The organism is Streptomyces sp. NPDC002958 (genome assembly GCF_055563255.1).
Genome location: NZ_JBVHDS010000012.1, coordinates 111,459 through 132,567 on the forward strand (window position 1 = coordinate 111,459; position 21,109 = coordinate 132,567).

At 69.5% G+C, this 21,109-nt stretch carries 16 protein-coding genes and 1 pseudogene; 15 read left to right on the plus strand and 2 right to left on the minus strand.

Annotated elements, in window-relative coordinates; translation table 11 throughout:
• The first annotated feature begins 39 nt into the window (after positions 1-39).
• A complete protein-coding gene (locus ACZ3IC_RS21765; protein ID WP_467418291.1) occupies positions 40-1,068 on the plus strand; it encodes a bile acid:sodium symporter family protein in 1,029 nt (342 codons plus the stop codon).
• 230 nt (positions 1,069-1,298) lie between these two features.
• Here the strand turns inward: ACZ3IC_RS21765 and fdhD are convergent, their stop codons facing one another.
• Both fdhD and ACZ3IC_RS21775 read right to left on the minus strand, forming a co-directional pair.
• Positions 1,299-2,147, minus strand: coding sequence for a formate dehydrogenase accessory sulfurtransferase FdhD (gene fdhD, locus ACZ3IC_RS21770; protein WP_467418292.1), 849 nt, complete (start codon positions 2,145-2,147; stop codon positions 1,299-1,301).
• 5 nt (positions 2,148-2,152) lie between these two features.
• Positions 2,153-2,511, minus strand: a pseudogene (locus ACZ3IC_RS21775) (hypothetical protein).
• Positions 2,512-2,808: 297 nt separating this feature from the next.
• Between ACZ3IC_RS21775 and ACZ3IC_RS21780 the strand changes: the two are divergent.
• From ACZ3IC_RS21780 to ACZ3IC_RS21845, 14 genes are all read left to right on the plus strand, one after another.
• Positions 2,809-3,759 (plus strand): beta-ketoacyl-ACP synthase III, encoded by a 951-nt coding sequence (locus ACZ3IC_RS21780; RefSeq protein WP_467418294.1) that lies wholly within the window; start codon positions 2,809-2,811, stop codon positions 3,757-3,759.
• Positions 3,760-3,824: 65 nt separating this feature from the next.
• Positions 3,825-4,502 carry a GntR family transcriptional regulator gene (locus ACZ3IC_RS21785; protein ID WP_467418295.1) on the plus strand — a complete coding sequence of 226 codons (678 nt, stop codon included), beginning with the start codon at positions 3,825-3,827 and terminating at the stop codon, positions 4,500-4,502.
• A 410-nt stretch (positions 4,503-4,912) separates the two neighbouring features.
• Positions 4,913-6,094 carry an ROK family transcriptional regulator gene (locus ACZ3IC_RS21790; protein ID WP_467418296.1) on the plus strand — a complete coding sequence of 394 codons (1,182 nt, stop codon included), beginning with the start codon at positions 4,913-4,915 and terminating at the stop codon, positions 6,092-6,094.
• Positions 6,095-6,234: 140 nt separating this feature from the next.
• A complete protein-coding gene (locus ACZ3IC_RS21795) occupies positions 6,235-7,761 on the plus strand; it encodes a sugar ABC transporter ATP-binding protein (RefSeq protein ID WP_467418298.1) in 1,527 nt (508 codons plus the stop codon).
• Entirely contained in the window at positions 7,758-8,807 is a 1,050-nt protein-coding gene (locus ACZ3IC_RS21800; protein WP_467418299.1) for an ABC transporter permease, read from the plus strand. The genes ACZ3IC_RS21795 and ACZ3IC_RS21800 overlap by 4 nt, the downstream gene beginning before the upstream one ends.
• A 118-nt stretch (positions 8,808-8,925) precedes the next feature.
• On the plus strand, positions 8,926-9,963 hold the full coding sequence (locus ACZ3IC_RS21805; protein ID WP_467418301.1) for a substrate-binding domain-containing protein: 1,038 nt from the start codon (positions 8,926-8,928) through the stop codon (positions 9,961-9,963).
• Between the two features lie 67 nt (positions 9,964-10,030).
• Positions 10,031-11,272, plus strand: a complete 1,242-nt coding sequence (locus ACZ3IC_RS21810) for a Gfo/Idh/MocA family protein (RefSeq protein ID WP_467418302.1) — start codon at positions 10,031-10,033, stop codon at positions 11,270-11,272.
• 12 nt (positions 11,273-11,284) lie between these two features.
• Positions 11,285-12,289 (plus strand): sugar phosphate isomerase/epimerase family protein, encoded by a 1,005-nt coding sequence (locus ACZ3IC_RS21815; RefSeq protein WP_467418304.1) that lies wholly within the window; start codon positions 11,285-11,287, stop codon positions 12,287-12,289.
• Between the two features lie 318 nt (positions 12,290-12,607).
• Entirely contained in the window at positions 12,608-16,330 is a 3,723-nt protein-coding gene (locus ACZ3IC_RS21820) for a ThuA domain-containing protein (protein ID WP_467418305.1), read from the plus strand.
• A 133-nt stretch (positions 16,331-16,463) separates the two neighbouring features.
• Entirely contained in the window at positions 16,464-17,582 is a 1,119-nt protein-coding gene (locus ACZ3IC_RS21825) for an inositol-3-phosphate synthase (RefSeq protein ID WP_467418306.1), read from the plus strand.
• Positions 17,579-18,718 (plus strand): SCO3242 family prenyltransferase, encoded by a 1,140-nt coding sequence (locus tag ACZ3IC_RS21830; protein WP_467418308.1) that lies wholly within the window; start codon positions 17,579-17,581, stop codon positions 18,716-18,718. Before ACZ3IC_RS21825 ends, ACZ3IC_RS21830 begins: the two co-directional genes overlap by 4 nt.
• Positions 18,715-19,572, plus strand: a complete 858-nt coding sequence (locus ACZ3IC_RS21835; RefSeq protein ID WP_467418310.1) for a sugar phosphate isomerase/epimerase family protein — start codon at positions 18,715-18,717, stop codon at positions 19,570-19,572. The genes ACZ3IC_RS21830 and ACZ3IC_RS21835 overlap by 4 nt, the downstream gene beginning before the upstream one ends.
• 28 nt (positions 19,573-19,600) lie before the next feature.
• Positions 19,601-20,260, plus strand: coding sequence for an EboA domain-containing protein (locus ACZ3IC_RS21840; protein WP_467418383.1), 660 nt, complete (start codon positions 19,601-19,603; stop codon positions 20,258-20,260).
• Positions 20,260-21,108, plus strand: coding sequence for a TatD family hydrolase (locus ACZ3IC_RS21845; protein ID WP_467418312.1), 849 nt, complete (start codon positions 20,260-20,262; stop codon positions 21,106-21,108). Before ACZ3IC_RS21840 ends, ACZ3IC_RS21845 begins: the two co-directional genes overlap by 1 nt.
• The last annotated feature ends 1 nt before the right edge of the window (position 21,109 follow it).

Sequence of the window (21,109 nt, forward strand, 5' to 3'; positions counted from 1 at the left end):
GAGAGGGCACGACCGGAACCGAGAGAACACGTGGAGCACATGAGCCGCCTCACCCCGAAGCTGCCGTCCTGGCTGCCGATCGACCTCTACATCCTCGCGCTGATCGGCACGGTCGTGCTCGCGTCGATACTGCCCGCGTCGGGGACCGTCGCGGATGTGGCGGGCGGCGCATCGACCGGAGCGGTCGCCCTCCTCTTCTTCCTGTACGGCGCCCGCCTCTCCACCGCCGAGGCGCTCGACGGCCTCAAGCACTGGCGGCTCCACGTCACCGTTCTGATCTGCACCTTCGTGGCGTTCCCGTTGCTGGGACTGGCGGGCAAGGGGCTGGTGCCGTACGTCCTGACGCCGCAGCTCTACAGCGGCTTCCTCTTCCTCTGCCTCGTCCCCTCGACCATCCAGTCGTCGATCGCCTTCACGTCGATCGCCCGCGGCAATGTGCCCGCGGCGATCTGCGCGGGTTCCTTCTCCTCGATCGCCGGGATCTTCCTCACCCCGCTGCTCGCGGCCGCGCTGCTCGGCAACAGCAGCGGCGGGTTCTCGGCCGACGCCCTGCTCAAGATCGGGGTCCAGCTGCTGCTGCCGTTCGTCGCCGGGCAGCTGCTGCGCCGCTGGATCGGCGGCTTCATCACCCGCCACAAGAAGGTCCTCGGCTATGTCGACCGCGGTTCGATCCTGCTCGTTGTCTACACGGCGTTCAGCGAGGGCATGGTCGCGGGTGTCTGGCGCCAGGTCACCCCGGCGCGGCTCGGGGCGCTGCTCGGTGCCGAAGCGGTGCTGCTGGCGCTGATGCTTGTGCTGACCTGGTACGGGTCGAAGCGGCTCGGCTTCGACCGGGGGGACCGGATCGCCATACAGTTCGCCGGCTCGAAGAAGAGCCTGGCCTCCGGGCTGCCGATGGCGAGCGTCCTGTTCGGGGCGCAGGCGTCCCTCGCCGTACTGCCGCTGATGCTCTTCCACCAGATGCAGCTGATGGTGTGCGCGGTGATCGCGAGGCGCCGCTCGCGCGACCCGCAGGAGGAGGCCTTGAAGAACGGTGCCGTGTCACGTGAGCCCGCCACGGTGAGCTGAGGGCGGAGCCTTCGGGACTGCTTCTGCGGTCTCCCGCAGTCCTCAGACGGGTTTGCTCTTTGCGCGCCGCTCGGATCATTGCCCGGATTTCCGCCTGGGTCCCCGCCTGGGTCCTTGCCCGGATCCCCACCTGGGTCCCCGCTCCGATCCCCCGCCCGGGGTGGATCCGGTCGGCGCAGTAGGCGTTCCGTGTCGGCCGGACCCCTGACCTGGGCAGACGGGCGGGCGCCTCAGCCCTGGCCGACCGTCGCCTCCAGGGCAATGCGGTGCTCACCCGCGTACACGTTCATGGAAGGACCCCGCAGAAATCCGACCAGGGTCAGTCCGGTCTCGGCCGCCAGATCGACGGCGAGGGACGACGGTGCCGAGACAGCCGCGAGCATCGGGATCCCGGCCATCACCGATTTCTGGACCAGCTCGAACGAGGCCCGCCCCGACACCAGCAGAATCGCCCGGGACAGCGGCAGCCGGTGGTCGGTCAGGGCCCGGCCGACCAGCTTGTCGACCGCGTTGTGCCGACCGACGTCCTCCCGGATGTCGAGCAGCTCACCCGTCTCGGAGAACAGCGCCGCCGCGTGCAGGCCTCCGGTCCGGTCGAAGACCCGCTGCGCGGCGCGCAGCCGGTCGGGGAGGCCGGCGAGCAGGGCGGGCGCGACCCGGACCGGGGGAGCGTCGGCGATCGGATGCCGGGTCGTGGTGCGTACCGCGTCGAGGCTTGCCTTGCCGCACAGCCCGCAGGACGACGTGGTGTACACATTGCGTTCGAGCGTGATGTCGGGGACCGCGACACCGGGGGCGAGCTGCACATCCACCACGTTGTACGTGTTGACGCCGTCGGCCGTCGCCCCGGCGCAGTAGACGATTGACTGCACCTCGGCGCCGTCACCGATCACGCCCTCGCTCACCAGGAAGCCCGCCGCCAGCGCGAAGTCGTCGCCCGGCGTGCGCATCGTGATGGCGAGCGGCTTGCCGTTCAGCCTGATCTCCAGGGGCTCCTCGGCGACGAGTGTGTCGGGGCGCGTGGAGACGGCCCCGTCCCGGATACGGATGGTGCGGCGACGCTCGGTGACCCGTCCCATAGCGGTTAAACCCGATTCTGTACGTGTTGGAAGCCGAACCGGCCCTGATGCGGAGGTTGCCGTGGGTCACCGGAATGTCGTGCGGAGAGGCGACCTTGACGGACTCATTGTCCTGCACATGGAGTGTGACATTGCAGCCGCCGCCGCAGTACGCGCACATGGTGTTGGTTTCCGTCCGGGCCTGCTCGTCCCAGGTCTTCGACGCGGCATAGGAGTTGGCCTCGAGGCCGAGGAACACGTAGTCGACGGGCCCGCTTCCGGCGGGTCGTCGGTCGTTGAGGGGGTGCGCGGTGAAGTCACCGCGCGGGCAGAGGACGCGGACGCCGTCACGGCGCATCGCGGCCGGATGCGGGCCGCGGGCGATGAGGTGGACATCGGCGCCGGCGTGGTGGAGCGCGGCCCGACATAGGCGCGCCGATGGCACCGGCGCCGACCAACTGTGACTTTCACGCCTCTCCGTTCGGTGAGTGGATCGAGCCAGGAAACAGGAGGCGATGTCAAGTCGGTAGAATTTTTCCTACAGTATGACTTTTAGTGGTCAGGGCTGTTGTCAAGCCTCCAACGACCGGGCGCTATTCCTGTGGGAACACGCGCCCCTGTACTGGCCGGTAGCGACCAAGACTGGATGGTTCCTGCCATACGTAGCGAGGGGAACCCGTACATGACCGGCTCACGTGTCGTGGCGCTCGGCCACTATCAGCCCGCCAAGGTACTTACCAACGACGATCTGGCGGCCATGGTCGACACCAGCGACGAGTGGATCACCAGCCGCGTCGGCATCAAGACCCGCCACGTCGGAGGCCCTGGCGAGCCGGTGGACGAGATGGCCGCGTACGCGGGGGGCAAGGCGCTCGCCGCGGCGGGGCTGCAGCCCGCCGAAGTCGATCTGGTTCTTGTCGCCACATCCACCGCGATCGACCGTTCGCCGAGCATGTCGGCGCGGGTCGCCGCCCGGCTCGGCATGGGCTCGCCCGCGGTGATGGACATCAATGTGGTCTGCTCCGGCTTCACCCACGCCCTCGCCACCGCCGACCATGCGATCAGGGCGGGTGCGGCCGAGCGCGTCCTGGTCATCGGCGCCGACAAGATGGCGGACATCGCGGACTGGACCGACCGCGGCACCTGTGTCCTGCTCGGTGACGGAGCCGGTGCGGCGGTTGTCGTCGCCGACCCGGGCGGCGGTGACCGGCCCGGGATCGGCCCCGTTCTGTGGGGTTCGGTGCCGGAGATGGGGAATGCGGTACGGATCGAGGGGACGCCCCCGCGTTTCGCGCAGGAGGGGCAGTCCGTGTACCGCTGGGCCACCACGCAGCTGCCGCCCATCGCCCGGAAGGTGTGTGAAAGGGCAGGTGTCGCACCCGAGGACCTGGGCGCGGTGGTACTGCATCAGGCCAATCTGAGGATCATCGAACCGGTCGCCAGGAAGATCGGTGCGGTCAACGCGGTCATCGCCCGGGATGTCGTGGATTCCGGCAATACGTCCGCGGCTTCTATCCCGATGGCCCTGTCCAAGCTGGTGGAACGCGGCGAGGTCCACAGTGGCGCGCCGGTGCTGCTTTTCGGCTTCGGCGGGAATCTCTCGTACGCGGGTCAGGTGATCCGCTGTCCCTGACGGGCCGTTGTGCTCGGTAGGCTGTAGACGATAAGCAATTGCTTATCGTCCGGAGGGGGACCGAGATGTTGTCCACAGGACTGCCGCAAGGGGCTGTGCCGAAGCTGGAACGGCCCGGTCCGCTGCGCGAGCGCGTGTACGAGGCGCTGCTCGAACTCATAGCGACGCGCGCCCTCCGTCCCGGCCAGCACCTGGTCGAGAGCGAGTTGGCCGGCCATCTCGGGGTGTCCAGGCAGCCTGTGCGGGAGGCGTTGCAGCGGCTGAACACCGAGGGCTGGGTCGATCTCCGGCCCGCCCAGGGTGCCTTCGTCCATGAGCCCACGCAGGACGAGGCGGACCAGCTGCTCTCGGTCCGCACCCTCTTGGAGGCCGAGGCCGCCCGTCTCGCGGCGGCCAACTCCGACACCGTCGGCATCGCCGTCCTGGAGGAGCTCTGCGCCAAGGGTGAGCAGGCCGTCGCCGATGACGACGTGGACCTGGCGGTAGCCACCAACGCGGCCTTCCACGCCAAGGTCATGGAGCTGGCGGGCAATGTCGTCCTCTCCGAACTCGCCGGACAGGTGGACCGCCGGGTCCGCTGGTACTACACTCCGGTGGCCCGCCGGCGCGGTACCCGATCCTGGATCGAGCATCGCGCGCTCATTGCGGCGATCTCCTCGCGCGACGAACAGCGGGCCACTGAGATCATGCGTGCGCACACGGAGCACACGCGCGAGACGTACCACCAGCGCGAGGAGGGCTAGCGCGCGGCCGGGCGGGTCGTAAGTGAAGGGCCGGGGCTTCGGTCTCCGGCCCTTTTCCTGCGTTCCGCACCGCAGCACCGCAGCACCGCAGCACCCCAGCACCGCAGCTCGCGCCGGCGCGGCGCGAGCGGTGTCCATCCACTCCTGGGGCCCAGCGGTCGGCCACGCCCCGGAGCTGCGAGCCGCTGAATCCCGGGTACCTCCTCAGGTGCTCCGGGCGCGCCGCGATCAGCGGAACCAGGGAGGCCAGCAGCATGCGCCGCTTGCCGACCGAACAGCTTTGTCCTCTCTGTGGAGAAAGTTGTAGCGGATTCCTGCGCAACTTCTTCCCACTCCCGGCAACCGCTGCTACGTTCCCCTCGAAAGCCCGACGGACAGGCCGATGCGGCGGGGAGAGGCGCGTGAGACGTATGACGGCACGACCCGCGAATGCGCATCAGGCGCGACTGCTCCGGCTGTTGCGCGACGGCGGGCCCAACTCGCGGGCACAGCTGGGGGATCAGGTCGATCTCTCCCGCTCCAAGCTCGCCGTCGAGGTCGACAGGCTGCTGGAGACCGGACTTGTCGTGGCCGACGGACTCGCCGCATCCCGCGGCGGGCGTCGCTCGCACAACATCCGGCTCGCTCCGCAACTGCGTTTCCTGGGCGTCGACATCGGTGCCACATCCGTCGATGTGGCCGTCACCAATGCCGAGTTGGAGGTTCTTGGCCACCTCAACCACCCCATGGACGTACGTGAAGGGCCCGTCGCCGTCTTCGAGCAGGTGCTGTCCATGGCGGCCAAGCTCAGGGCCTCCGGGCTCGCCGAAGGCTTCGACGGCGCGGGCATCGGCGTACCCGGACCGGTCCGCTTCCCCGAGGGGATACCGGTCGCGCCGCCGATCATGCCCGGCTGGGACGGCTTTCCGGTCCGCGAGGCGCTAAGCCAGGAGCTGGGCTGCCCCGTCATGGTCGACAACGATGTGAACCTGATGGCCATGGGGGAGCAGCACGCGGGCGTCGCACGCTCCGTGGGCGACTTCCTCTGCGTCAAGATCGGTACGGGCATCGGCTGCGGCATAGTCGTCGGCGGCGAGGTCCATCGCGGTACGACGGGCAGTGCCGGAGACATCGGCCACATCCAGGTCGAGCCCGAAGGACGCGCCTGCGCCTGCGGCAACCGGGGTTGCCTGGAAGCCCACTTCAGCGGTGCCGCGCTCGCCCGCGACGCCGAGGACGCGGCGCGTGCCGGCCAGTCGGCGGAACTCGCGGGACTGCTGGAGACGGCCGGAAGGCTCACTGCGGCCGATGTGGCCTCCGCGGCTGCCGCCGGTGACGCCACTTCGCTCGACCTGATCCGAGAAGGCGGCAACCGGGTCGGCCAGGTCATCGCGGGACTCGTCAGCTTCTTCAATCCCGGTCTGGTGGTGATCGGCGGCGGTGTGACCGGCCTCGGCCACACGCTCCTCGCCAGCGTCCGGACCCAGGTCTACCGGCAGTCGCTGCCGCTGGCCACCGGCAATCTTCCCATCGTGCTGGGCGAGTTGGGACCGGCCGCCGGAGTGATCGGCGCCGCCCGGCTCATCAGCGATCACCTGTTCTCACCGGCCTGACCTCGGGCCGGTGGCACATCGGCACACACCGGAAACACCCGCACCACCGCACCTGGTACCGCCCTGCCCGCTCACCGGCCCTCCCCAAGCTCTCGGCTGTGCTCGAGCAGGGGAGACCCCACTCGCCGAGGGGATTTGTCATGGCACCAGAACCACCTCTGCTCACCATGTCCGGCATCACCAAGTCGTTTCCCGGAGTGCGCGCCCTCGACGGCGTGGACCTGGAGGTCCAAGCCGGTGAAGTCCACTGTCTCCTCGGGCAGAACGGCGCCGGCAAGTCCACCCTCATCAAGGTGCTCGCCGGGGCCCATCAGCCCGACGGCGGCGAGATCACCTGGCGCGGCGAACCGGCCGCGCTCAAGTCGCCCATCGCCGCGATGCGCCTGGGTATCGCCACCATCTACCAGGAACTCGACCTGGTCGAGGGCCTGTCCGTCGCCGAGAACGTCTTCCTCGGCCATGAACCCACCGCCGCCCGCTTCGTCGTCCGCACCCGCGAGGGCCGCACGGCGGCCGCCGAACTGCTCAGGCGTCTCGGCCACCCGGAGATCGACCCGGCCAGGGCGGTCGGCGAACTGTCCGCCGCCCAGCAGCAGATCGTCTCCATGGCGCGGGCGCTCTCCCACGATGTACGGCTCATCGTGATGGATGAGCCGTCCGCCGCACTCGACCCCGACGAGGTCGACAACCTCTTCCGCGTCGTCGCCACCCTCACCGCCGACGGGGTCGCCGTCGTCTACATCTCGCACCGCCTGGAGGAGATCCGCCGGATCGGCGACCGGGTGACCGTGCTCAAGGACGGCCGCGCCGTCGCCGTAGGGCTGCCCGCCAAGTCCACACTGACACGGGACATCGTTGCCATGATGACCGGACGCAATGTGGAGTACGTCTTTCCGCCACGCTCCACGGGCAGCGCGGGAGCAGCGTCGGCGGAGCCCGTACTGAAGGTCGAAGGGCTGGCCAGGAAAGGTGAATTCGCCACCATAGACCTGGAGTTGAGGCCCGGCGAAATCGTCGGCCTGGCCGGACTCGTCGGCTCGGGGCGCTCCGAGATCCTGGAGACCGTCTACGGCGCCCGCAAGCCGAGCGCCGGGCGGGTCATCGTGGCAGGCAAACAGCTCCGGCCCGGCAGCGTCCGCGCAGCCGTCGCCGCCGGAATTGGACTCGCCCCCGAAGAACGCAAGGCGCAGGCCCTGCTGATGCTCGAATCCGTCACCCGTAACGTCTCCGTCTCCTCGATGTCCCGCTTCTCCCGGGCCGGCTGGGTGGATCGCGGGGCCGAACGCCGGGCGGCCCGCGCCGCCACCCGCGAGCTCTCACTGCGCCCGGACAACCCGGACACCCCCGTGCGCACGCTCTCCGGCGGCAACCAGCAGAAAGCCGTCCTGGCCCGCTGGCTGCTGCGCGGCTGCCGGGTCCTGCTGCTCGACGAACCGACCCGCGGTGTCGACGTCGGCGCCCGCGCCGAGCTCTACGCCGTGATCCGCCGGCTGGCCGACGAAGGCCTCGCCGTCCTGCTCGTCTCCAGCGAGGTGCCCGAAGTGCTGGGCCTCGCCGACCGGGTGCTGGTGCTCCGCGAGGGCCGCGTCGTGCATACGGCGGATGCCCGGGAGCTCGACGAGCACCGCGTACTCGACCTGGTGATGGAAGGGAGCCCGACGTCATGACGCAGCCCGTCTCCTCGGCGCAGCAGGGTGGGCCGGACAAGGGGACCGCCCCCGCCGCGGTCTCCGAATCCCGGAAGAAGGACGGACCCGCGCGCACCCTTGGTCTGCGCGCGGACGTCCGTAACCTCTCGCTCCTGGGTGTCCTCGCCGTACTGATCGCCGTCGGCGGATTCACGGAGCCCGACGCCTTCCTGGACACCGGGAACCTTCAGCTGATCCTGACCCAGTCGTCCGTCATCGGCGTCGTCACTGTCGGGATGACCTTCGTCATCATCAGTGGCGGTATCGATCTGTCGGTCGGTGCGATGGTCGCGCTCGCCTCCGTCTGGGCGACCACGCTCGCCACCCAGGAGTACGGTTTCGCGGGGATTCTGTTCACCGCCGTGATCGTCGGACTCGGTGCCGGGCTGGTGAACGGGGTGCTCATCGCGTACGGCCGGATGGTGCCGTTCATCGCGACATTGGCCATGCTGGCCTCGGCCCGCGGACTTGCTCTCCAGATCACCGACGGCAAGACCCAGCTTGTCACCGTCAAGTCGGTCCTCGACCTGGGCCTGCCCGACTCGTACGTCCTCGGCATCCCGCCCCTGGTCATGGTGTTCACCGCGGTGACCGTCATCGGCTGGCTGGTGCTGAACCGCACGACCTTCGGGCGGCGTACGGTCGCGGTCGGCGGCAACGCGGAAGCGGCCAGGCTGGCCGGCATCGACGTACGACGGCAGCGGCTCTATCTCTATCTGCTCTCCGGGCTGTGCTGCGGCATCGCGGCGTTCATGCTGATCATCCTGTCCGGCTCGGGACAGAACACCAACGGCAATCTGTACGAACTCGACGCCATCGCCGCCGCGATCATCGGCGGCACCCTGCTCAGCGGTGGACGCGGCACCATCGTCGGCTCCGTACTCGGCGTCCTCGTCTTCACCACCATCACCAATATCTTCGCGCTCAATAATCTGCAGAGCGATGTCCAGCAGATCGCCAAGGGCGCGATCATCGTCGCCGCCGTCCTGGTCCAGCGCCGCACATCGGCGCACGGGGAGACCTGAGCCCACGGGCTCACTCCCGGCAGCTCCGCATCTCCATCCCACTCCCGCCCCGCACGCCATATGTGACATGTCGGGCATCAGTGCGACGGTCACGCACCGGATGAAGGGTTTGACAGCCATGCCAGAAACCAGCCGCAGACGACTGCTCTTCGGCACCGCAGCCGTCTCCGCGGGCGCCCTCCTCACCGCCTGCACCAGCAATGAACCCGAGACGAAGGACACCGCGCAGAGCAGCGGGCCCGCCGCCGACGACAAGCCCGGCAAGCCCGTCACCATCGGCTTCGCCGGTCCACAGGCCGACCACGGCTGGCTGAACGCCATCAACGAGAACGCCAAGTCGCGGGCGGCGAAGTACTCCGAGGTGACCCTGGAGACCACCGAGGGCTCCAATGACACCGCCGCCCAGATCGGTCAGGTCAAGACCCTCATCAACAAGAAGGTCGACGTCCTCGTCATCCTCCCGGCCGACGGCAAGGCGCTCACCCAGGTCGGTCTGGAGGCCATGCGGGCGGGCATCCCCGTCATCAACCTGGACCGGATCTTCGCCTCCCCGCAGGCCTACCGCTGCTGGGTCGGCGGCGACAACTACGGCATGGGCCTCAACGCCGGTACGTACATCGGCGAGCAGCTCAAGGGCAAGGCGGGTGCCAAGGTCGTCGAGCTGGCCGGCATCGACAATCTGGAGCTCACCAAGCAGCGCAGCCAGGGCTTCGCCGACGCGCTGAAGAACTACCCCAACATCGAACTGGTGGCCCGTCAGGCCGCCGATTTCACCGTTGAGTCGGGTCAGGCGAAGATGGCCCAACTCCTGCAGGCACAGAAGAATTTCGACGCCCTGTGGAATCACGACGACGACCAGGGTGTGGGGGCGCTGCGCGCCATCCAGCAGGCGGGCCGCGATGAGTTCATGATGGTCGGCGGCGCCGGGGCCAAGTCCGCGATGGACGCCATCAAGGCCGACAACAGTGTCCTGAAGGCCACCGTTCTCTACCCGCCGACGATGGCCGCGTCCGCCATCGACCTGGCCCGCGCCCTCGCACAGGGCAAGGGCATCAGCGGCCTGGCCGAACTGGAGATCCCGACCAGTCTCACCCTGTACTCGGCCGTGGTCACCAAGGAGAACATCGACCAGTACCTGCCGACGGGCTTCAGCTGACCTGCCCCGCAGGGGGTGTTGACCCTCCTGCCGCACCCATTGAACGACCGACAAGGAGGAAGCCCGGATGGCCCGTAGGGAAGAGACGGATCAGGAGGCCGCAGCGCCGCCGCCGACGCACCGGCCGACGACGAGTGCGCCGACGCTCGGAGTCGGCATGGTCGGATATGCGTTCATGGGCGCCGCCCACTCGCAGGGGTGGCGCACCGCCGGACACGTCTTCGAGCTGCCGATGAAACCGGCTCTCGCCGCGATCTGCGGACGCGACCGGGCAGCGGTCGACGCGGCGGCGGCCCGCCACGGCTGGGCGGCGGCGGAGACCGACTGGCGGGCCCTCATCGCCCGGGACGATGTGCAGCTCGTCGACATCTGCACCCCCGGCGACAGCCATGCCGAGATCGCCATCGCCGCCCTGGAGGCGGGCAAACACGTGTTGTGCGAGAAGCCGCTCGCCAACACGGTCGCCGAGGCGGAGGCCATGACCGAGGCAGCGGAGCGCGCGGCGGCCCGCGGTCAGGTGGCGATGGTGGGCTTCAACTACCGCAAGGTGCCCGCGATCACGTACGCCCGGCATCTGATCGCCGAGGGGCGGATCGGCACCCTGAGGCATGTCCGCGCCACCTACCTCCAGGACTGGCTCGTCGACCCCGATTCACCGCTCACCTGGCGGTTGAAGCGGGAACACGCCGGCTCGGGAGCGCTCGGTGACCTGGGGGCGCACATCGTCGACCTGGCCCAGTACCTGGCGGGTGAGCTGCTGGTCGGGGTGTCGGCGGTCAGCGAGACGTTCGTACGCGAACGGCCGCTGCTCGCCGGGGCGTCGGCCGGGCTCTCCGGGACCGCGGACTCGGCCGCACGAGGGGCGGTGACCGTCGACGACGCGGCCCTGTTCACCGGTCGGCTCGCCTCCGGGGCGCTGGCCTCGTTCGAGACGACCCGGATGGCGGCCGGACGGAAGAACGCGCTGCGGCTGGAGATCAACGGGCAGCGCGGCTCGCTCGCCTTCGATCTGGAACGGCTCAACGAACTGTCCTTCCACGACCACACCGAACCCGCCACCACGGCAGGATTCCGGCGCATTCTCGTGACCGAACCCCAACACCCCTACCTGGAGGCGTGGTGGCCGCCGGGCCACGCCCTGGGCTACGAGCACACCTTCATCCACCAGGCCCGTGACCTGGTGCGGACAATCGCCGAAGGGACCGCGCCCGCACCGTCGTTCGCGGACGGGCTGCAGGTGCAGCGGGTGCTCGCAGCGGTGGAGGAGAGCGCCGAGAAGAACTCCGTACACACCCCCGTAGTTCTCTAGGAGGTCCTGCGCATGCCCCGTCCCTTCACACTCTTCACCGGCCAGTGGGCCGACCTGCCACTGGAGGAAGTCTGTCGGCTCGCCCGCGACTTCGGCTACGACGGGCTCGAACTCGCTTGCTGGGGCGACCACTTCGAGGTCGACAAGGCTTTGGCCGACCCCGGCTACCTGGACGGGCGGCGGCAGCTGCTCGACAAATATGGCCTGAAGTGCTGGGCGATCTCCAACCACCTCGTCGGCCAGGCCGTCTGCGACAACCCGATCGACGAACGGCACCAGGGGATTGTGCCGGCTCGGATCTGGGGCGACGGTGAACCCGAAGGGGTACGCCGCCGGGCCGCCGAGGAGATCAAGAACACCGCCCGTGCGGCGGCCGCCTTCGGGGTGCGTACCGTCATCGGTTTCACCGGCTCCTCGATCTGGCACCTGGTCGCGATGTTCCCGCCGGTCCCGCCGCACATGATCGAGCGGGGCTACGAGGACTTCGCCGAGCGCTGGAATTCGATCCTGGACGTCTTCGACGCGGAGGGCGTGCGGTTCGCCCACGAGGTGCACCCCAGCGAGATCGCGTACGACTACTGGACCACGCACCGCGCCCTGGAGGCTGTCGGCCACCGGGAGGCGTTCGGGCTGAACTTCGACCCCAGCCACTTCGTCTGGCAGGACCTCGACCCGGTGAACTTCCTGTACGACTTCCGGGACCGGATCTACCACGTGGACTGCAAGGAGGCGCGCAGGCGCCTGGACGGCCGCAATGGCCGCCTCGGCTCCCATCTGCCGTGGGGCGATCCGCGGCGCGGCTGGGATTTCGTGTCGGCCGGGCACGGTGATGTGCCGTGGGAGGACGTCTTCCGGATGCTCCGATCCATCGAGTACGAGGGGCCGATCTCCGTCGAGTGGGAGGACGCGGGGATGGATCGGCTGGCGGGTGCGCCGGAAGCGCTTGCCAGGCTGAAGCAATATGACTTCGAGCCGCCGTCGGCGTCGTTCGACGCGGCGTTCGGGGCTGGGGACTGAGGGTTCCCGCCGGGGACGCTGCCCTCGGACCTCCGCTCCTCGATCGCCGCAGGGCTTGATTCTGTCTGAGCTCCGGGGGAGCCGAGGTGCTCCTCCCTGCCCTCACCCCGCTTTGTCCTGACGCAGGAAAAAGTTCAACGAGACCGCTGCGTAAGGACTTTCCGTCCCGGACGAACAGGGCTACCGTCCCCAACGTGTTCATGACATGACCCGGGTCACCGGCGCCCCCACAGGCCCCGAATGACCTGCGCGGCAGTCCCCGCGCAGAACGGCACGGCAGCACCCGCCCGTACAACCGGCACTCTCCGGAGGACACTCGTGCACAGAACCAGAAGCAGGAGCAGAACGCGGCTCCGCGCCCGTAAATCCCTCGCGCTGCTCACCGGCGGCCTGCTCGCGGCGGCCACCCTCGCCCTGGGCGCGTCGCCCGGAGCGGCCGCGGCGGGACCGTCCTCGCCGGCCGCCGCCGACGCGGCGGCCGAGGAATTCCAGCAGGTCACTCTCGCCAAGGGCGCAGCCGAGACCGGCGAGCCCATGACCCTCGCCGTCCTCCCCGACCGCAGCGTGCTGCACTCCTCGCGCAACGGCGAGTTGCGTCTCACCGACAGCGGCGGAAACACCCGGGTCGTGGGGGCCGTCCCCGTGTACTCGCACGACGAAGAAGGACTCCAGGGCGTCGCCATCGACCCCGACTTCAGCAAGAACCGGGCCATCTACCTCTACTACGCGCCCCCGCTGGACACTCCCTCCGGAGACGCCCCCGAGAACGGCACGGCCGCCGAATTCGCCAAGTTCGACGGGGTGAACCGGCTCTCGCGCTTCGTCCTGAGGGACGACGGTACCCTCGACAATGCCAGCGAGAAGAAGATCCTCGACATTCCGGCCTCGCGCGGCATCTGCTGTCACGTCGGCGGTGACATCGACTTCGACGCCCAGGGCAACCTGTATCTGTCGACCGGTGACGACACCAACCCGTTCGCCTCCGACGGTTACACACCGATCGACCAGCGCCCCGACCGCAACCCGGCGTTCGACGCCAGGCGCAGTTCGGGCAACACCAACGACCTGCGCGGCAAGATTCTCCGGATCAAGGTCGCCGAGGACGGCTCGTACACCATCCCCGACGGGAACCTCTTCGCACCGGGCACGGACAAGACCCGTCCCGAGATCTACGCGATGGGCTTCCGCAATCCGTTCCGCTTCTCCGTCGACAAGGCCACCGGCATCCTCTATGTCGGCGACTACGGGCCCGACGCGGGCGCGGCCGACCCCCAGCGCGGCCCGGCCGGTCAGGTCGAGTTCGCCCGGGTGACCAAGCCGGGCAACTTCGGCTGGCCGTTCTGCACCGGCAACAACGACGCCTACGTCGACTACGACTTCGCGACGAAGACGTCCGGTGCGTCCTTCGACTGCGACGCTCCGAAGAACACCTCTGTGCACAACACCGGGCTCGTCGACCTTCCGCCCGCTCAGCCCGCCTGGATTCCCTACGACGGCGGATCCGTTCCCGAGTTCGGCACCGGCTCCGAGTCGCCGATGGGCGGACCTGTCTACCACTACGACGCCGGCCTCGACTCGCCGGTGAAGTTCCCCGAGTCCTACGACGGGCAGTTCTTCGCCGGAGAGTTCGGCCGGCGCTGGATCAATGCCATCAAGCAGGATGCCAACGGCACCGTCCAGTCCATCAACCCCGTTCCGTGGACCGGGACACAGGTAATGGACATGGCCTTCGGACCCGACGGGGCGCTGTACGTCCTCGACTACGGCACCAGCTGGTTCGGCGGCGATGGGAACTCCGCCCTCTACCGCATCGAGAACGCCACAGGTGGGCGCTCTCCCAACGCGGTGGCGTCGTCCAACAAGACCTCGGGCACGGCACCGCTCAAGGTGAGCTTCTCCTCGGAGGGCACCGTAGACCCCGACGGCGACCCCTTGACCTACACCTGGAACTTCGGCGACGGCGGTAGCTCGACGTCCGCCAACCCCACGTACACGTACAAGAAGAACGGCACCTACACGGCGACTGTCACCGCCAAGGACCCGACGGGCCGGACCGCCTCGGCGAGTGCCCATGTCACGGTGGGCAACACGGCGCCGAAGGTGGAGCTGAAGCTTCCCGGTGACGGGCAGCTGTTCAGCTTCGGCGACGAGATCCCGTTCAAGGTGACCGTCACCGATCCCGAGGACGGCACGATCGACTGCTCCAAGGTCGAGGTCCGCTTCGTCCTCGGCCACGACAGCCACGGCCACCCCATCACCACCGTCAACGGGTGCTCCGGCACGATCAAGACGGCCGTCGACGGCGGACACGACCCGAACGCCAACATCTTCGGGGTCATCGACGCCTCCTACACCGACGGCGGAGGCGGCGGCCAGGCGTCCCTGTCCGGTCACGACCAGTCGCAGCTCCAGCCGCGCCACCGCCAGGCCGAGCACTACAGTGCCTCCCACGGCGTCGCACCGCAGAACAAGGCGACCGCCCACGGCGGCAAGACGGTCGGCGACATCCACAACGACGACTGGATCTCCTTCAAGCCGTACTTGCTCGGCGATTCCACCAAGCTGACCGCGCGGATCTCCTCCGGCGGTGTGGGTGGCTTCCTCGAAGTGAGGGCGGGCTCGGCGACCGGTAAGATCCTCGGCTCCGCGCCTGTACCGGTGACCGGTGCCTGGGACAACTTCCAGGACATCGACGTACCGCTGAGCGACGTCCCGAAGCGGTCCACCGAGCTCTTCCTGGTGTTCAAGGGCGGTGCCGGGGCCCTTTTCGACATCGACGACTTCGAGCTCTCCAACAGCGCCCCCGACAAGACCGCCAAGCGGGTTCTGGTCTTCTCGAAGACGGCCGGCTTCCGCCACGACGCGATTGCGGACGGCATCGCCGCACTGAAGGAACTCGGCAAGGACAGCAACATCACCGTCGACGCCACGGAGGCTGCCGGCCAGTTCACGACCAGCAACCTGGCGCGGTACGACGCCGTTGTCTTCCTCTCGACAACCGGTGATGTGCTCAATGCCGATCAGCAGAAGGCATTCGAGAACTATGTGGCCACCGGCGGCGGTTACATGGGCGTGCATGCCGCCGCGGACACAGAGTACGACTGGGCGTTCTACGGCGGACTCGTCGGCGCGTACTTCTCCGGACATCCCGCGATCCAGCCCGCCACCGTACGCGTCGAGGACCACAACCACCCGGCGACCGCACACCTCGACGACGCCTGGAACCGTACGGACGAGTGGTACAACTACCGCACCAACCCGCGCAGTCAGGCCAAGGTCCTCGCCACACTCGACGAGACGACCTACACCGGCGGCACCATGAAGGGCGATCACCCGATCACCTGGTGCCAGACCTACCAGGGCGGCCGCTCCTTCTACACGGGCCTCGGCCACACCAAGGAGTCGTACGCCGAACCGGCTTTCCGTCAGCTCCTCCTCGGCGGCATGCGGTACGCGGCCGGTCAGGTGAAGGCCGACTGCAAGCCCGACACCGGCTACCGGTCGATCTTCAACGGCAAGACGCTCGAAGGGTGGAAGCAGGCCGGCCCCGGAAAGTTCGACGTCGTCGACGGTGAACTGCGCTCCGAGGGCGGCATGGGTCTGCTCACCTACCAGGCCAAGGAGCTCGGGTCGTACTCGCTCAAGCTCGACTGGAAGATGGAGGGCGACGACAACTCCGGTGTCTTCGTCGGCTTCCCGGAGTCCGACGACCCCTGGTCCGCGGTGAACAACGGCTACGAGGTCCAGATCGACGCCACCGACGCGCCCGACCGCACCACGGGCTCCGTCTACACCTTCAAGGCGGCGGACATCAAGGCCCGTGACCAGGTCCTGCGGCCGCCCGGCCAGTGGAACAGCTACGAGATCAAGGTCCAGGGCGAACGTCTCCAGGTCTTCCTCAACGGAGTGAAGATCAACGACTTCACCAACACCGATCCGGTACGGAGCCTGACGGCCGGCTACATCGGCATTCAGAACCACGGCGCCAATGACCATGTGTCCTTCCGCAACATCCAGTTGAAGGAACTGCCCTCGGCGTAGGGCGATCACTCCGGCCGACGGCGGGCGGGGAAGAACACTCTCTTCCCGCCCGCCGTCTCCACCCGATCCTGTTCCCCGTCGCACAGCGCCACTCGCTCTGCCCAGCCAGAACCCCCAGCCAGGGAGGCAGCCCGTGTCAGCACCCGCCGTTCGTACCGGAGTCTGGTTCATCGGAGCACGCGGCTCCGTCGCCACCACCGCCACGGCGGGGTGCGCGGCGGTCGCAGCAGGGCTCCACCCGGCGGCAGGCATGGTCACCGAGACGCCACCGTTCGCCGAAAGCGGGCTGCCCACCCTCACCTCACTGGTCTTCGGCGGACACGACACCGTCGGCTGTCCGCTGCCCAAACGGGCCGAGGCACTGGCCGTCGGGGGAGTGCTGCCGCACGGCCTGCCCTCAGCCGTACGGTCCGAACTCGCCGCCGCCGACGCGGAGATACGGCCCGGCGGGCCACAGCCCGGCGACACCCGCAGCGACGAGGAACTCATCAACGCCTTCGCCGCCGACCTCGCGGACTTCGGGCACCGGCACGATTTGGCCAGGACGGTCGTGATCAACGTCGCCTCCACGGAGCCCGTCCCGGCCCCCGGTGAACAGCGACTGCCCGCCAGCTCCCTCTATGCCGCGGCAGCGCTCCGGGCCGGCTGCCCATACGTCAACTTCACCCCGTCCACCGGGCTGCGCGCCCCCGCCCTCCAGAACGCCGTCGCGGGCTGCGGGCTTCCTCACGCGGGCCGCGACGGCAAGACCGGCCAGACGCTGCTCCGCTCCGTACTCGCCCCGATGTTCGTGCAACGCGCCCTGCCCGTACGGGCCTGGTCGGGCACCAATCTGCTGGGCGGCGGGGACGGGGCGGCGCTGGCCGACCCGGGCGCGGCGGCGGCCAAGAACGCGGGCAAGGAACGCGTCCTCGCCGACACGCTGGGAACCGCCCCGGAGGGTGAGGTCCACATCGACGACGTACCGGCCCTCGGAGACTGGAAGACGGCCTGGGACCACATCGCGTTCGATGGATTCCTCGGGGCGCGCATGGTGCTCCAGACGACCTGGCAGGGCTGCGACTCCGCGCTGGCCGCACCCCTGGTCCTGGACCTGGTCAGACTGGTGGCCCGTGCCCACGAGAGGGGGCTGAGCGGCCCCTTGCCGCAGCTCGGCTTCTACTTCAAGGACCCGGACGGTGGCCCGGCCGCACTGTTCGAGCAGTACATGGCGCTGCTCGCCTTCGCCGAAACGCTGCGGGGGGAGAAGTGACGGTACGGGCCTGGGCGGAGCTGCTGCGGGTGTCGGCGCTGTTCACCGTCCCCGGCGACGCACTCGCCGGGGCGGCGGCGACGGGGCGGCGCCCCGACCGCGGCACCGTGCTCGCCATCGGTGCCTCGCTCTGCCTGTACGAGGCGGGCATGGCGCTGAACGACTGGGCCGACCGCGACGAGGACGCCATCGACCGCCCGCACCGGCCGATCCCCTCGGGCCGCATCTCTCCCGGCGCGGCCCTCGCGGCGGCGGGAGCGCTGACGGCCGCGGGACTGGGCCTCGCCGCTCGGGCCGGCCGCCCGGCCCTGGCCGTCGCCACGGGGCTGGCGGCGACGGTCTGGGCATACGACCTCCGCCTCAAGCACACCCCGGCGGGACCGGCGGCGATGGCGGCGGCGCGAGGACTGGATCTGCTGCTCGGGGCCACCGCCACCGGCGGGGAGAAGAGAGCGACGGGCTGGGCGTCGGGCTCAGACACTGGGTCGGCTTCGGCTTCGGCTCAGGGCACGGGTTCGGGTTCGGGGCAGGGCACGGGCACGGGTTCGGGCTCGGGCTCGGTTTCGGCTCAGGGCACGGGTTCGGGTTCGGCTGCGCGTGGCTCCGTTCGCGGCGCTCTTCCGGCTGCCGGCCTGCTCGGGGCACACACCTACGCCGTCACCGCCGTCTCCCGGCACGAGGCGCAGGGCGGATCCACCAGTGCACCTCTCGCCGCGCTCGCAGCCACTGCCGTACTGGGCGCCGCGGCCCTGCGCGAGCAGCGCGGGCAGCGCGGACCCGGGGGTGTGACCTCGCCCACGGGACGCGGCAGGAAAGCGGAGGCATACCAGCCGCACCAACCGCACCGGTCCCACCGGCCACAGGCGGCCCTCGCCTCCTCAGCCTCCACCGCCTCCCGCCTCCTCCTCACCGCGCTCACAGGCGCCTACTTCCGTACTGCCGCCACATCCCTGCTCCACGCCGCCCTCAACCCGTCCCCGCCGCTCACCCAGCGCGCTGTCGGCGGCGGTATCCGGGCGATGATCCCGCTCCAGGCCGCGCTCGCCGCCCGTGCCGGAGCTCCTGGTACGGGGCTCGCCGTCATGGGACTCGTCCCGCTCGCCCGCGCCCTCGCCCGGAAGGTGAGCCTCACATGACCATCCGCCTCGGCTACGGCACCAACGGGCTCACCGACCTCCGCCTGGACGACGCCCTCGGACTCCTCGCAGATCTCGGGTACGACGGGGTCGGCCTGACCCTCGACCACATGCACCTCGACCCCCTCGCCCCCGACCTGGCCGCCCGCACCCGCCACGTGGCGTCCAGACTCCAGGAGCTGGGCCTTGGCGTCACCGTCGAGACCGGCGCCCGCTACATCCTCGACCCCCGCCGCAAGCACGGCCCGTCCCTCCTCGACCCGGACCCGGAGGCCCGCGCCGCACGCACCCGGCTGCTCGTCCGGGCCATCGACATCGCCGCCGACCTCGGCGCCCACGCCGTGCACTGCTTCAGCGGGATCACCCCACCGGACACCACCCCCGGCACCGCCTGGCAGCGGCTCACCGAATCCCTCGCCCCCGTCCTGGAAGCCGCCGACCGCTCCGGCATTCCCCTGGCGATCGAGCCCGAGCCCGGACACCTCCTCGCCACCCTCACCGACTTCCACCACCTGCGCGTCCTGAGCGGCGACCCACCACCGCTCGGCCTCACCCTCGACATCGGCCACTGCCAATGCCTGGAACCCGCGCCGCCCGTCGACTGCGTCCGCGACGCCGCCCCCTGGCTGCGGCACGTCCAGATCGAGGACATGCGCCGGGGCGTCCATGAACACCTCCCGTTCGGCGAGGGCGAGATCGACTTCCCGCCCGTACTCGAAGCGCTCGACACCCTCTCGGAGACCGGCTACCGCGGCCTCACCGTCGTCGAACTGCCCCGCCATTCCCACGCCGGTCCCGAACTCGCCCGCACCAGCGTCGAGTTCCTCCGCAAGCACAGCCCGTCGAGCCGCTGAAACCGCCGAAGGGAGCAACGCCATGCCGATGACCCCGACGACCACTCCTCTGCTGACCCGCAAGGAACTCGACGCACAGCTCGGCGGAGCCGCACGTGCCTGGCTCGACGAAGCCCTCGCCGAGGCCGAACACGCAGCCTCCCACGAAGAAGCCGAACAGCTCGGCGGCCCGTACGCCGTACCACCGTGGGAGCTGCGGTACGCCGCCGCCGGCCGGTACTGCGGACTCGAACACGCCGACTCCGTACGCGCCCTGCTGCTCATCGAAGCACGCGCCGCCCTGCCCGCTCTGACCAGACTCTACGACCAGGGCACCGCCGCCGAGCGACGCGCCGTCCTGTTGACCCTGCACCGGCTGGACCTCGGCCCCACCGCCCTTCCGCTCGTCGAGGACGCCCTGCGCACCAATGACACCCGACTGGTCGCCGCGGCCGTCGGCCCGTACGCAGCCGCCCATCTCGACGCGCACAACTGGCGCCACGCCATTCTCAAATGCCTCTTCACCGGAGTCCCGGTCGATGCCGTGGACGGACTGGCAAGGCGCTCGCGCGGCGACGCGGAACTCGCCCGCATGCTCGGCGACTTCGCGGCCGAACGCATCGCGGCGGGCCGCGGCGTCCCCGCCGATCTCACCCGCGTCCTCGACCTCACCACCCCCGGCCCGGCCGCCCGCACGGAGGAGTCCTGATGCGCATCTTCGACCCCCACATCCATATGACCTCCCGCACCACGGACGACTATCAGGCGATGTACGACGCGGGCGTCCGCGCCCTCGTGGAACCCTCCTTCTGGCTCGGCCAGCCCCGCACCTCGCCCGCCAGCTTCTTCGACTACTTCGACGCCCTGCTCGGCTGGGAACCCTTCCGTGCCGCCCAGTACGGCATCGCCCACCACTGCACGCTCGCTCTCAACCCCAAAGAGGCGAACGACCCCCGCTGCACCCCCGTCCTGGACGCTCTGCCGCGCTACCTCGTCAAGGACTCCGTCGTCGCCGTCGGCGAGATCGGCTACGACTCCATGACCCCGGCCGAGGACACCGCCCTCGCCGCACAGCTCCAGCTCGCCGCCGACCACGGCCTGCCCGCCCTCGTGCACACCCCGCACCGCGACAAGCTCGCCGGTCTGCACCGCACCCTCGACGTCATCCGCGAATCCCACCTTCCCCCGGAGCGGGTCCTGCTCGACCACCTCAATGAGACGACCGTAAAGGACGCCACCGACAGCGGCTGCTGGGCCGGCTTCTCCATCTACCCGGACACCAAGATGGACGAGGACCGCATGATCGCGATCCTCAAGGTCCACGGCACCGAGAAGGTCCTGGTCAACTCGGCCGCCGACTGGGGCAGGAGCGACCCGCTCAAGACCCGCAAGGTGGGCGACGCGATGCTCGCCGCCGGGTTCAGCGACGACGACGTCGATCAGGTGCTCTGGCGCAACCCCGTCGCCTTCTACGGGCAGAGCGGCCGACTCCAGCTCGGCATCGCCGCGCCAAAACCCCTCCACGAGGGCAACTCCATCCTGCGCGGCGGGGAGTGAG